At 35.6% G+C, this 16,070-nt stretch carries 3 protein-coding genes; all 3 read left to right on the top strand.

Annotated features, from left to right (window positions below):
- Positions 1–17 precede the first annotated feature (17 nt).
- From DMB65_RS09455 to DMB65_RS09445, 3 genes are read left to right on the top strand one after another with little or no spacing between them, the layout of a single operon-like run.
- Positions 18–4,109 carry a leucine-rich repeat domain-containing protein gene (locus DMB65_RS09455; protein ID WP_110306405.1) on the top strand — a complete coding sequence of 1,364 codons (4,092 nt, stop codon included), beginning with the start codon at positions 18–20 and terminating at the stop codon, positions 4,107–4,109.
- Positions 4,110–4,113: 4 nt separating this feature from the next.
- Positions 4,114–4,830, top strand: a complete 717-nt coding sequence (locus DMB65_RS09450; protein ID WP_110306404.1) for a LolA family protein — start codon at positions 4,114–4,116, stop codon at positions 4,828–4,830.
- 10 nt (positions 4,831–4,840) lie between these two features.
- On the top strand, positions 4,841–16,063 hold the full coding sequence (locus DMB65_RS09445) for an RHS repeat-associated core domain-containing protein (protein WP_123955310.1): 11,223 nt from the start codon (positions 4,841–4,843) through the stop codon (positions 16,061–16,063).
- Positions 16,064–16,070: the final 7 nt, after the last annotated feature.

Here is a 16,070-nt window from a genome sequence, read left to right as displayed (position 1 = left end):
TCTGTAATTAAAAAATTATGGCAAACCTTTTTAAAATAAAAAAATACTGGATCATTACAATAGGCATGATGCTATTTTCATTGACTTCTTTTGCTCAGGAGTACAACGATGAAACTATTGGTTTTGATGTTGTCAGAATAACTGCTTCATTAAAAGAACATGGTGTTGCGGATCAGGATTTGAAGCGTGAAATCGCTAGAATGCGTGAAATGTACAAAAACCAGTATAGCGTAATGAAAAAAGAGGAAGATGAAATTTTGCAAAAGATAGCATCTACTCAAACTTTAAAAGCGAATAAAGCAGCGAATAGCAGGCTAACCAGTAAAACTTTGCCTTACATAGAAGATATTCCACAAACTGAAAAAGATGCTTTATTAGCTCTATACAACAGTACTAATGGATACTATTGGGCAAAAAAAACCGGTTGGGATTTTAGTACCCCAGTTAAATCGTGGGTCGCAGAGGACCAAACCGGTTGGTATGGTATTAGTGTATATAATGGGCATGTTGTTGGGATTGATTTAAGGAGTAATTTTTTAGGTGGTACAATACCTATAGAAATTGGGCAATTAACTCAGCTTCAATTTTTAGATTTAAGTAGTAATGAAGTAAATGGTGCTATACCTCCTCAAATTGGACAATTAACACAACTACAAAGTTTGAATTTACATGCCAATAACTTTAGTAGTACAATACCTTCTCAAATTGGGCAATTAACATTACTACAAAGTTTGAATTTAAGTAGTAATGAATTAATTGGTACAATACCTCCACAAATCGGGCAATTAACACTACTACAAAGTTTGCGTTTAGATGGTAATCGATTAAATGGTACAATACCTCCACAAATTGGGCAATTAACACTACTACAAGGTTTAAATTTAACTAACAATCAATTGAGTAGTACTATACCTTCTCAAATTGGGCAATTAACACTACTACAAAGTTTAAATTTAACTAATAATCAATTAAGTGGTACAATACCTTCTCAAATTGGGCAATTAATACAGCTCCAACTTTTGGATTTAGGTGGCAATAAATTCAGTGGTACAATACCTCCTCAAATTGGGCAATTAACACTATTACAAAGTTTGAATTTATATAGCAATAACTTAAGTGGCACAATACCTCCTCAAATTGGACAATTGTCACAACTTAATTGGTTAAGGTTATTTAATAATCAATTAAGCGGTCGGATACCTCCTGAAATTGGGCAATTAACACAGCTTCATTTTCTAAATTTAGGACTAAACCAAATCACAGGCATGCCTAGTGAAATTAAGCTATTACACCAACTTCAGGATTTTGATATAAACTTTAATAAAATAAGCAGCATCCCTGCTGAAATTGGACAATTAAAAAGTCTTAGATATTTATATATTAACTATAATCAATTAAGCGGAGTTTTACCCGTTGAAATGGAACAATTAACAAATTTAGAAACGCTTCATTTAAACGGCAATAAATTAAGTGGCAACCTAATCAATTTAGAATCCTTTAACGATTTAGTAGAACTTTATATTGGCGAAAATAATTTTCGGTTCATCGATTTAGCCAGTCAATTTTCAATGTTAAAAAATCGATCATGGCTCGACTTTTATTATACTCATCAAGCAAAAACAGACACTGAAAAAACAATTACAGGAGGTATTGGTGGTACTATAACTCTAAGCATGCATGAAGACAATAGGGTTTTAGATATTGATAGCTATCAATGGTATAAAAACGGTCAACCTATAGCAGGAGGGACTTCCAGACAATATACACTTTCTAATTTGACACTCGACAATGCAGGTGATTATTATTGTGTTTCTACAAATCCAGAAATTACCGGTTTAACATTAACCCGAAATACAATCCATTTAAATATAATAACCTGTACTCCAATTGCAGGAACGATAATCTCTCCTTTAGAGAAATTCTGTAATAATACAGAAAGTGCATTTTCATTTGCCAGCAACAACAGCAATTTGACTTATGATTGGTCTGCAACAACACCAGCAAATATTGTTGTCAACTATATGAAAGGGGACACCTCCGGCATTTATAAATATACGTTTACTACTCCCGGTTCTTATATCATTAAAGCAGAAGTTACAGAAACTACAGGCTGTAAAACAACTTTTACAAAATCAATTACTGTCGACGCCTGCGATTTTGAAAGTACTTGTATCAACAAACCGGTTAATATGTCTTTTGAAACGACTTCTGTTAATCTAAACTACAATTGGTATACCCTAAAACAAGGCAGCGACATACATCTTAACCCCGTTACCAACACAACAGGTTTGTATACTTTTATTCCAACAACAACTGGTACTTATACTATATATCTAAGTACTTATAAAAATAATGAGTGCCAGTTTGAGTTCAGTAAAACTATAGTGGCCAAGTCTTGTGAACCTTTTGTTTCCTGTACAAAATCAAACAGAAATACTGCTAACATAAAAAGTATTTTCACCACTTTGGTAAATAAATTAATTAGTACCCCGGCTGCAACTATTACCGATGGATATACCTGTGATGAACTCAACGCATTAGCGTTTTATGTTAAAGACAAAAATCCGGCTATATATAATTTTACTCATGATACACAACAAGGATTTATTGCCTTCTCGTTTACTGACAAAGCCGAATATGATGTCAAAATTGCTACCAACGGAAATGTTGCTGCTGCTTTTAACTTAGATAATTATGATTCTGATACTATTGAAACAGAATTGCGTACCGGTCTCAATGACCCTTTTAGAAGTTTTGTCAATCACGTAGACTTTTGTTCTGCTTTATATTGTGTTTCTCACATAGCCTTTGTTGTAGATGAATCCGGATCCATAAGTGATACTGAAGCCGGTAAAATAAAAAAACAGCTTAAAAAATATATCCAGCAACAGGCAGACGACAACGATAAACTACAATCAAATGTTTATGTTTCCCTCATCGGAATGTCAGATAACGATGCCGATAACAGAAACGATCATGTACTGCAAATAAGAGTAACTAACGAACCCCAAGTATTAAATAAATTTAACAACTGGATTGATAATTATGGCTCCGTAAATGGAGTACGTCGTACAACTGCTTCTTCAGACTACTGGAAAAGTGGTTTGGATGTCGCCCTAAGTTCAACAATGAAACCTAGTGTGGTGATTATGATTACGGATGGTTGCCAGACGGCTGATGTTGTTGCGTTAAAAAATCAGACTATGTCACGATTTAATAATTCCAAAAGTACTTTAGACACCAGTACGGATAAGCCTCATTTATATGTACTTGGAATAGAAAATGGTTTTTATGTTGATGCAGATAACTATGGAGTTGCTTCATCGACTACACAAGACCCAAATTTTGTTCAGACTGTAACTTCTGCTATTGATTCTAAGGTGGTTCCCAACCTTAGAACATCGCTTAAATATTTATTAGATTATCCGGTTGCCGAATTTCCACAATCAGATATGGTCAATTTTCGTGATTTTGACTATTATGGTTATGGAACATTTAATGCTCTGGCAACTACTGAAAACGAAGCATTTTTATCTGACAACCTGAAACTCACCGGATTTTCGTGCGGAAAACCTACCGACAAAAATTACTGTTCTGACTGCCTTTCTTTTCAGCCCGTTCCCGAAAAAGAATACATGCTGAGTGCATGGGTAAAGGAAGAATCTTCTATACAAGTAAAAACGTATGAAAATACTGCTATTAATATTCATTTTTATAATGACGCAGAGGCCAGCGAACTTCAAAAAATTAGTACACAAAAAATGGTGGCAAGCGGCGATATTATTGATGGATGGCAAAGAATTACCAGTAAATTCCTGATTCCTAAGTTTACAAAAACAATTAGTATTGAACTTCAAAATAATAGTAACGGAATTGCGGCATACTTTGACGATATCAGGATACATCCTCTTGAAGGCAGTATTAAAACATTTGTTTATGACCCTCAAACCTTTAAACTCATGTCTGAACTGGATGAAAACAATTACGCTACATTTTATGAGTATGATAACGAAGGTGGCTTAGTTCGTGTAAAAAAAGAAACTGCCAAAGGAATAAAAACCATTCAGGAAACACGTTCAGGTAATTTTATTAATACGACACAAAATTAAATTTATGCTTTATAAATCTTTATTCATTATCAGCTTTCTCTCAGCCTCAGTATTTGGGCATGCGCAGACTGTCAATGAAGTTTTACAGCGAATGGGTAAACAATACAGTAGTGCTGAATCACTGCAGTATAACTCAAATTATACTTTATATAAAACCGCAGAATCTAAAAAACCAGAGCAGGCTTATAAAGGTTTTTTTCGTAAAAATCCTCAAAACGAGATTTATATGAAAATTGATCAGACAGAAATACTGAATTCTAAAAGCATAAACCTGAAAATCAGTCATTCGGAAAAAGCCATATTGATCTCAGATCCCCTGCAAAGTTACTTTGGAAACTTTGACATTAATCCCTTACTGGATTTATGCAAAATAGAATCATTTAAAGATTTTAAAATATATTGGGAGATAATTCTAATCCCAAAAAAATACTCAAATCTTCCCTACTCTAAAATAGTAGTTCAGATATCTAAGAAGTATTTTTTACAAAAATCAGTTTTCTATTACAATACTGCTGTCAATTTTTCTAAAGATTACCGGTCACCAAAATCCTACATGCCAAGATTAGAAGTGACCAATTTGAACTTTAATAGGAAAGCAGTTAATGCATCGCTTTTTGCAGACAAAACCTATTTTGATTTCTTAAGTAAAAATAAATACGTAACAGCAACACGCTTAAAGAATTATGAAATTATTGACCAACGAAACATTTCCAATAAATAAAATCAGATATATGCATATCAACAAATATATAATAGCATTTACCTTTTTCCTTATTTCATTGTTGTCATTTGCACAGCAGGAAACATTTTCTGGTGAGAAAAAAGTTGGAGATGAGTTATCGTCATTGCCTACCTTAGAAGTTAAGGATCCAAAATTTGAAGACATAAAAAAGCAAAATGTCTTTACCTCAGTTAATCCCAATATATCTATTCATTTTGGGTTTATTGACAATAAAACAAATACAGCCGAGTATGTAAGGATTTATTCGTGCGAAATAAAATTAAAGATAACGGCTTATGACAATTCGGATGCTGTTATAACGTCGTATAAAGATGCCAGCCAGGATAACAAAAACTTTTCTTATCCGGATGAAATCACTTTAAAAATAAAGTATAACAATAAAACTAAAGGATTGCAGTTTGATGATTATGCTGTTTATAAGCTTCCGGGAGTTCATAGAGCAAAAGTAAAAGTAGAAGCTATTACCTATTACAACGAAGCCGGTGCTGTTACAAATGTGACTAACTCATCAGCTTACTTAGAGTTAAAATTTACCACAGATCGTTATTATAATTTACAGCTAGACAGCTCCCAGCCTAATTCTGTTACTCAGCTGGAACATAAATTTATGAAATACACCGGGACTACAGCTGCTGAAGTTGACAATGTTACTGCCGGTGCTGAAGAAATACTGATTTCCTGGAAAAAAAACGCAACTGCGCCAGCTGTAGAATACGAACTCGAATGGACCTGGATAGACAATTTTGCAGAAGATGGTACTAAATTGGCTCCAAATCGAATACCTTTAACCGATCAGGATTTTAAGCTTAACAGTACCCGAATCCAGACTAAAGAAGAAAGTTATAGAATTCCTCTTATTTATTCAAAAGGATATCTTGTCTACAGGGTAAGGCCAGTAGGACGATTTCTAGATGATATTTCGAAAAATTACTATGGGAACTGGACCTCCGGATTTTCCGAAACACATACACATGTTAGTAGCTGGCCAAATTTTCTGGAAATTGATGAAAATCATGAAAAAGGAAAGAAAAACTGGCAATTTCAGTCTTCTTTTGCCGAAGATGGAAAGAAAAAAGAAGTCGTAAGCTATTTCGATGGTTCATTACGAAATCGTCAAACCGTTACCAAAATAAATTCAAATAACAAAGCTGTTGTTGGAGAAGTCATTTATGATAATCAAGGAAGACCAGCTATAGAAGTATTGCCTGTTCCTGTAGAATCTTCAGGAGTACATTTTTACCCGAATTTAAATAAAAACAGTACTGGAACTTCCATCTATACACACAACGATTTTGATTGGGACAAAACAACTAACCAAAATTGCGAACCTTCTCCTGCTCCGGGAATGTCAAACACGAGCGGAGCCAGTAAATATTATTCTGAGAATAATCCGGTTTCAGACAATTATCAGGATTTGGTACCTAAAGCTGATTTGCTTCCTTTTTCGCAAATTGAATATACTCCGGACAATACCGGACGAATTAAAAGAAAAGGAGGAGTTGGGAAAGAACATCAGATTGGAACCGGTCATGAAATGAGGTATTTCTATGGGAATCCTTCACAGTCTGAATTAAACAGGCTATTTGGTTATAAAGTTGGAGATGCTTCGCTATATAAAAAAAATATTGTAATCGACCCTAATGGTCAGGCCAGTGTGAGCTATTTAGACCCGCAAGGCAGAACCATTGCTACTGCCCTTGCCGGAGACAAAAAGGGAAATCTGGTTTCTTTGGAAGATGAAACCAATACCCGTTTACATCAACTGACCACAAAAAGTCTCCTCATTAATAATGATAAATATGCTTCAGGAAATAATAATACTACAGAGGATGGTGTTCGTTTAAATACTACTGTAAATGTTGTGAAACAAGATGCAATCAAATTTACATATGGTCTTACAAAAACCATTGGAAGTTATGCAGATCCTTGTTTAAGTACTAAATACTATCCTTTTGTATATGACTGGTCTGTAAGCATGACAAATGACTGCGCAACTGAATTGCTGTATGGAACAACAAACACAACTGTCCGCTCTACAAAAATTGGCACTTCCAATATTTCGTCTTATGCGCCTTCTTCAATTGATTTTAGTAACCAGATTTTTGAAGGCAAAGAAAAAACAGGTGAAAACACTTATCAATTTCTAAATATTGGCACCTATAATTTCAACAAAAAACTGCAAGTAGATACTCAGGCATTAAATGACTATGCAGATGATTATATTAAAGAACTCAAAAAAAGTACTACGTGTAAACCTGTTATTGCAGAATTTCAAACCGTTATTCAGGAAACGGATTGTAATGTTACGTGTATAAGCTGTGAAGAAGCTCTGGTAAGTTCAAATTTAGAAGACGAAACACAAAGACTTGCATACAAAGCAAAACTTCCCACAGATCAAAGCAGTCTTGGAATTAAAAACGACAGAAAAAGTTATATTGACACTGCCGAAACAAAATATGTGAATGATAATATTCAAAATTTACAAAATATACAGAACACCACTTTCTCTACAGAAGAAATAAGCATCTACACCATACATTACCAAACAGAATTTAGGGAACTGCTTGCTGGTTGTCATGAATTATGCCAGCAACCGGTAAACTCATGCAATGTCAATCTCGAAACGCTGTTGGGAGATGTAAGTCCCGAAGGGCAATACGGATCTATTACAGGCCTGGATCAGGAAACAGACTCGTCAGAAACAGAAGGTATTGAAATTGACCCTTTAAGTGTCTTTAATGAAAATAATCAATTATTATACGGCGGATATAAAAACACAACAGTAACTGACGAAGATACTGATACCACTACTGTTGTGAAAATTTCAAAATTCAACTGGAGATATCCTTATGGTGGTTTCTATAAAGACGCAAACGGAGAACCAGAAACCATCAAAATTATTAAAGAAGAAGACGGATCCTACATTCCTGCCCTAAGACCTCTGGATGATGGCACTATGCCGCCTACTATAGATGACCCTGAAAGCGACGATGAAAAAGACGTTTTGGTGGCACCTCACTATTTAGATCATGTTGCAGATTTCATCAAAGAATGGCAGCCAAGATGGGCAAATGAATTATTACCCTATCATCCCGAATATCACTATTATTTATACAATGTGGGTATTTGCAATAAAACAGATGCCAATGGTACAAATTCTGATGGTTTTGATGAAGCTTTAAAAGATTTGGAATATTTTGATACGGAGAAGAATACTGTCGTACCCAATAATAATATATTTAATACCAGTGGTGGTAAATTATCCGAATTACTAAACATCGTAAGTCCAAAAGATCCTTTTTACAGCTCTGCAAATAGTAATCTAGGAGAGAGTACCCAAGAATACGAATTGCGTAAAGCCATTATGCAGGAAGCCCTGACATCTAATTATGATGGCATGAAATTTAAAAATTCCCAAGGTAATGATCAATCAATGAACATGTTGCAGACCGCTTATTATTTTGCAGTATTTTCAAATGGTATTATGGGTTCTAATAAACTTCAAAATGAATTAAATGTTACCAATACTACTTTACTAAATAATATTAATACTCTCTCAGATCCTTTAAAACAAAGAGTCTGGGCTAATTTTAAAAGTTATTATCTTGCCCTGAAAGAAAAAACACGTACTGTTTTTGCACATATCTATGCCAACAAAAAATTAGGCAATAACGATTGTATCGGCAATGCAAACAGTACCAACTCCTATGCCAGTTTATTAAAAAAATATACCGGTAATTTTTCGACAGTAACACAACTGATCGATAATTCAATAGGTAATGCTCTTGTTTTACCTGCCGGATCAGACGGAGTATTGTCTTCGTGCTCAGAAGAAACTGCATCATATTACGCCGGCAAAGAAAAACGTTTTATCCCGGCTGATTATGGCTATGATGCCGGATTAAGTGATCAGGAAATATTAGCTGCTGCTGAAAGCCAGGCCGATGCCAATTCGTACCTTGAAACCGGAAAATGTCCTTTGGCTTCTGACATGGAAAACTTTTTAAAAGGCTTAGTTGACTCGACGATTCAGCCTAATGGTTTATTGTTAAACATTCCGGCTACCAGTATGCCTTACTTAACAGCAGGGATATTCAATGCACAAAAAAAACCGGAATTTGACTTAGCCACTACTACAATTTCTCCATGGTTAATTGGGAAACCGGAAGGGAATGACCTGACTATAAATTTCTATTCTAATCAAACACCGGACGAACAAAACTCTTTAGCAAGTCCAATTACCCTGAAATTTGCAAGTTTCAATCCTGGATCCGGTACTTATCTTGATCCTTGCGAAACTAGTGTAGCTAAACCACAATGGGCTCAGGTAAAAGGTTTTAAAAACTTCCATTATATAAGTTATGAGGCTTCTACCAAAACATTTAAATTTAGTATCCTCGCTACCATTGTTCGCAACCCTGCAAGCAGCTGTTCAATTCCTGAAGAAGTAATTGTTGAAGGTTATACAAAAGCAGCCGTAGGAGAATGTAATTTTGCTGGTAATAATGGTATAGGCGAAAGTCTGGCTTTAGCCGATAACCAATGTACTAAAAAAGACCTTTTTAGTAATGCTTTAAAAAGTTTAGTACTCGACCTTCAAGGAAATACTTCTTTAACAACTACACAGGATATTACCAATAAAGATGCTTTCAAAAACAGTTACTTAAATACTTATTTTGGTGTAAAATCAGGCGATGTTGTACAATGGAAGTATGAAACGGTTTCCGGCCAAAGACTTTTCTCTATTGCAGTAAACGACACGCTCCGTATGAAAATAAATGCCGGAGATATCGCAGTAAATATTGACAACATTACAGACGCTTTTATTGGCGACCTGAAAGCCGACGGTAAAAGCAACATCTTTAGAGTTGTTACAAAAAAATTCAATGGAACACGATACCGTCTTGATACCAAAACATGGTCTATAACAGCCGGTAAAAACAATGCTTTGTACTTTGCTTGCTGTAGTCCTTGTGGTGAAAATGATTACAATGGAGATGGTTATGGGGATGTTTGTGGAGATCCTAATGCTTCTACACCCGGCATAACTGTATGCCAGCTTAATGCTCAGGACGAAGCCAATTATGAGGAGAATTTGAAAAATGCTTTGAATGAAATTATAACAAATTTCCCTAATGGAAACCAACCTTCTTCTGGTAACAATGCAATCAGTAGTTTTATTTCCGGATCAAATTTAATTCAACATTTTCAGGCATTAAGAACCTATGCGGTAAGTCTTAATCCAAATGCAGCAAATACCGCTGTACAACTTTCAAAATATTCTGCATCCATTGGTTCAGATGCAATATGGCTAAAGTTTGCCAATGATTCTTATGCACATGAAGCCGAAATAAAACTCGCAATACCTAATGCAAATCAAATTAAAACCATTAATTCGATTGATTTTGTTAACGATATCTCCTCAGTCCAAATTAAATATACAGATGTAAATAATCAAAATTTTACAGTTCAAAATAATGCTACAATTACAAATGCAATTGCATTAAATGGTATTCAATCAGTAGTAGCTCCTACCTTTTGTCAGTTTATGACTGAAGATTATCTACCTCCTATAATTACTGCTTGTGATGATTTATATTCGGAGGATGAAAGAACTTTTGAGAATGGATTAAAAGACTTTTTTAATGGAATAATTGAAACTTATACAATAGGATCTCAGGGAACTTTTAATAACAATCAAATAATTAATAATTTTATCACCATACCTAATTTAGTTGAAAGATATCAAGCAGCTAGAATTTGGGCAAACAATAATTACCCAGCTCTTCCAAATAAGTTTACAACACCAGTAAGCCTAACAGGGAATTGTTATGTCCATTTCTATAGCAATTTTATTCAGATACATTTTGCTGGAGAAGTTTATCTGACTTTAAGTTTTCCAAATATTGATAATATTGATAAAATTACTTTTATTGATTATATAAACAGTAGCGATCAGCAAAAAATTAAAATAATATATAAAGACAAAAATGGTCAAACCATTGTAGATGATACTAATGCTTGGATTGCAAATGCTATTCGAGTGAATAATTCATTGGCTGCTCAAACTAGACTGTGCGACTTCTTATCATACTTTGGTTCAAATATTTCAGCGAAAACAAACAAATCTCTTACAGCTAATTCAACTGCAAAATCAGCAACAACCATAGAGAATACCCCACCAACCTGCCAACAACTCTGCATCCCCCCAACAGTAGCACCAGTTGTCTGTGGCGATAAATGGAAAGAATTTGTAGCAGGTATGGAGGCAATCTCCGGATATACACTTCCAGCTGATTTAGATGGTAAGTTCTTTTGTGAGGCAAACTATGGCTATATCAGTACAGATTATCTGGCGTATTTGAAAAAGTTTAATATTACAAGTGTTCAGAGCCCATTTTTTATAAACATTGCAAAATTTGGTTCTACTAATTTAAAATATGGTAATACCAAAACCACTGAAGTAATCAATGAATATTTTAATTATATAGGCGAAAGAACCACAGCCGTTCAGCAAGCAGCAGGCGCAGAAATCGAGATTTTAAACTGGAACGACTATGCAAATACTTATGTAAACACTCATGATGATGTTTGTGCGCCTGCAACGATGGTACCTACTTTTAGTCTGGAAATACCTGTAACCCCAGGAACAAAAACCCCATGCGAAATCTATAAAAAAGCTATTAACGATACCAATATCCAACAAATATCAGAAGCTTTTTATACGGATAAAAGAGAAGCTTTTAAACAAAATTATCTTAAAGCAGCCCTTAAAGACTTAAATGAAACCTTAACCCAAGAGTCATTTGATAAGGAATATCAGTACACTCTGTATTATTACGATCAGGCAGGAAACCTGGTTCAGACAGTTCCTCCTCAGGGTGTTGACAGGTTATCAGCTCCTGATGATCAAACGATTGATAACATCAGAAAAACTCAGCCGGAAAATGAGCTAAATACCGAAAATGTTGCACCTGCCCATAAAATGCAGACGCAATACCGCTACAACTCATTGAACCAACTGGTATGGCAGCAAACACCAGATGGTGGACAGACTACTTTTGCGTATGATCCATTAGGTCGTATTATTGCCAGCCAGAATAGTAAGCAAAAAACTAAGGAGCAATTCAGCTATACCTGTTACGATGGTCTTGGCCGAATCACAGAAGCAGGGCAACTAAAAACAAAAAACGGTCTTGCTTTAACCATCAATGAAAACGGCCGCTTAACAGACACCGGAGGAAATCTAATTGCATCAGACGCCGTAACAAAGTCTATCAATTACCCCTACAACATTGCTGATGAAACAGAACAGGTAACCACAACTATTTATGACAGTCCGGTAAAAGATACCCAAAGCTGGTTTACTTCTTACGGATCAGACAATAGCCATAAAAGGGTTACCGCTGTATTGTACTACGATACGCATACCAGTGCTTCTCCTGTATCCGGTTATGCCAATGGTATCTTTTATGATTACGATGTTCACGGAAACGTAAAAGAACTGGTGCATCATATCAATAACAACCCGAAACTGACAAGCATGAATAATGCTGTCAAAAAAGTAGTGTATGATTATGACCTGATCAGCGGAAATGTAAACAAGGTAACGTATCAGCCTAATAACCCGAAAGACCAGTTTATACACCGCTACGAATACGATGCCGATAACCGAATCAAACAGGTTTATACCAGTAAAGACAATATCATCTGGGAGAAAGAAGCCAACTATCTGTATTACGACCATGGTCCACTGGCACGTGTGGAGCTTGGAGACAAACAAGTTCAGGGTATGGACTATATTTATACTCTACAAGGCTGGTTAAAAGGAGTAAACTCTGAGAAATTAGGTGCTGCATACGATGCCGGTAAAGATGGATTAAATGTTGCTCAGGATGCTTTTGGTTTTGCACTAAATTATTACAAAGGAGATTATCAATCGCGTGCCGGGGTGAGTAAGGATAATGCTGTTTTCAGTTTCAGTAAAGCACAGGCATTAGAACTGGATACTAATAATTTGTTCAATGGAAATATCAAAGAAATGGTTACTTCATTGACAGATCACCAGCAAAATAGTATACCTACTCAGTTCAATTATTACAAATACGATCAGCTGAACAGGATTAAGGAAATGACCTCTAAGTCGATCACAGCGGCTGGGGTTGCTTCAAATGGTTATTATTCAAATTACAGTTACGACAAAAACGGAAATTTAGCTACCCTGAACAGAGCAGATCGTTTAAATGGTAATGTTATACCTATGGATCAGCTGTCTTATAAGTACAATCCCGGCAACAACCAGTTACGTCGTGTTAATGACGCAGTAGGAAATGGCGTTTTTGTAGCTCCGGGCGGTACAGTTAACGATACTTCGTTAGATATTGACAATCAAACCGAAGACGAAAACTATGTGTACGATAATATTGGCCAGTTAACAAAAGACAAACAGGAAGGAATAGACATTGACTGGCGTGTAGACGGAAAAGTGAAGTCGGTTACAAAAAATAATGGAACCGTTATTAGTTTTGAATATGACGGTTTAGGAAACCGAATTGCCAAAACCGTGACCACGCCTACAAAAACCACGACAACTTACTACGAGCGCGATGCACAGGGCAATGTACTGAGTACGTATGAAATGATCAAACAAGGTAATATAACCACTTATTACCTTGTTGAGCAGGACATTTACGGCAGCAGCCGACTTGGAACTGAAAGCCGCAAGATACTAATCAGTGAGGAAAATGGTACTCTGCTTAGGAAAGCACTGAACAGTAAAATAACTGCTAGTAGAGATGCACAGACCCTGACAACAGAAAATCCTGCCGAAAATACTCTTGCAGGCCTACTTTTAGACAATGTAAACGACAGAGCAAGCTGGAACGAAAAACCGGAAAATACATTCAATTTATTTAAAAGCGAAAAGCAACAAACTAAAGTAATAGAATTAACGGGGCACTTAAAGATCGATGCAGCAAATACTGGTACAAATCTGGTCGCAGCTTTACACAGCACTCATAAAGAAGGGAACTGGCCATATGGTAAGTCTTACTCTTACTTAAATTCAATCCTATTATCGATCAGAAAAGACCCAACAGGTTATAAGCCTGTTGTAAGTCTTATAAAATATAGAAGAAACCACCATAGATCTAAAGTCGGATATAAAAAATGGCGTTTCAGCTATAGAAGTGATAAGGAAACAATTGATTACATCATTAAATCCCCACCTATTCCGGAAGATGAATGGGACATAAAAGCGAGAATAGAACTTGACCCAATTGTAGATCAATACAATGTAAAAATTAGTATAAATGGAAATGAATATAGTACATTACGTGGTGTAACAGAAAATTATAGAGGCCCTGAAGAAGAGCGGATGATGAGCGATTCGCCGCGTCTTCCTATTACCTTACCTCCTAACACACTTGGTGCAACATCCATTATCCACAGACCACAAGAAAACACAAACTATCCTGCACTAAGAAGCCAGATATGTGATTTTGGCTATACCATTGACAATGGTCAGGAAAGAGAAGATGTTGTAACCAATTTCTACAGTTTTGATGAAGAAACCGGAACCATCGCCAATTCTTCTATCGGACATGATTATGACATGACATTGGTTAATAGTCTCCCTTTTACTAACATTCTTTTTTCACAAACCTATTGTGGTTCTAATGACGATGACAAAGATGCTGATGGTGTAAAAGACGATATTGATAAGTGTCCTACAGTATTCAATCCAGGACAGGAAGATGATGATGAAGATGGTGTTGGAAATGTATGCGATAATTGCCACTTAAAACGTAATGGTAAAGATGAGGCAGCTTTAGAAGGTATAGGAAATCAATTGGATACTGATGGTGATGGTATAGGTGATGCCTGTGATAATTGTAAAAGATTTGCTAACTTTGACCAGGCTGACACTGAAGTAGATGAAAACGGAAAACCAAATCCTGACGGATATGGCGATACCTGCGACAATTGCAGGACTATTTACAACCCTGATCAGCTGGATGAAAACAACAACGGTATTGGAGATGTCTGCGAAGGACTCGCACAAGGTATGGGTAAAAATTCATTTGCCACTACTCCACTCACTGCTTATCGTTTTGTGGGAGACAAACAGTATGAATTATCGAACCATTTAGGTAACGTTCTTTCGGTAATTTCAGACCGTACTCTTTTTGCAAATAGTACTTTCATAGCTGATGTTCAAAGCTACTCAGATTACTATCCTTTTGGAATGCTAGTACCTTCGCGACATGGGAAGTCTGAAGATTATCGTTATGGGTTTAACGGTAAAGAGAATGATAATGAATTAAAAGGTGAAGGAAATAGCTATGATTTTGGAGCGAGGATGTATGATCCGAGAGTAGGAAGATGGTTTGCCGTTGATGCAAAGTTTAAAAAATATCCAGACTTAAGCCCGTATATATATGTTGCAAACAATCCAATACACTTTGTAGATTATGATGGAAATGATTTTGGTATTATAATAAATCATAAGACTAAACAAATAATGATAGTTACAACAGTTTATACAACAGATAGAAAAGCTTATGATCAGGCTATGAAGGCTGCTGAACAATGGAATAGTAAAAGTGCGACAGTTGATAGTTATAGTGTAGCTTTTTTTGTTATAGTTATGAAACCGTCAACAGGTAATTTTACGACAACTCAATTAGCCTCAAGTAGTCGAGTTAGATTCGGGGCTGCTTCTTCGGATTCAATGAATGACGAAAATTCTAATATTTATGCAGGAATTAATGGACCAAATTCGAAGTCAATAAATAGCAATGGAGGAAGTTTTGTTGGAGGTGTTACTGCGAATGGTAAAGTAATAAGTATGAATAATGAAGCAAGTATGGGGGATATGGGAGATTACGAAGATTTAGTTGCTCACGAAATGGGACATTTATTTGGCTTAGATGATGAAGATGGGAATAGTGATGGTAGAACAGATCCTTACTATGGTGGTGCAAATGGTATTATGGAATATGTAGGTACAAATTTAAGTTCGGTTAGTGATAAAGATGTAAAAGCGGTTTTAAAGTTTGCAAAAGATGCCTTGGCTGGAAGAACTGTTTCTACAGATGCTAAAGTATCAATTATTTCACAAGAAGGTTCTAGTAATGGAACCAATCCTCTTGGTATCACAAGTAATACGAATCAAAAATATGAACTGAATATAGAAGAATTGCCGGAATAGTTCTTAA

This window comes from Flavobacterium cheongpyeongense (assembly GCF_003202435.1).
GTDB lineage: Bacteria > Bacteroidota > Bacteroidia > Flavobacteriales > Flavobacteriaceae > Flavobacterium > Flavobacterium cheongpyeongense.
Note: the sequence above shows the minus strand (reverse complement) of the source record. Positions and strands in the feature narration are given on the sequence as shown.

Coding starts and splice junctions, on each gene's coding strand:
- DMB65_RS09455 (WP_110306405.1), top strand. CDS start 18: ATGGCAAACCTTTTTAAAATAAAAAAATACTGGATCATTACAATAGGC.
- DMB65_RS09450 (WP_110306404.1), top strand. CDS start 4,114: ATGCTTTATAAATCTTTATTCATTATCAGCTTTCTCTCAGCCTCAGTA.
- DMB65_RS09445 (WP_123955310.1), top strand. CDS start 4,841: ATGCATATCAACAAATATATAATAGCATTTACCTTTTTCCTTATTTCA.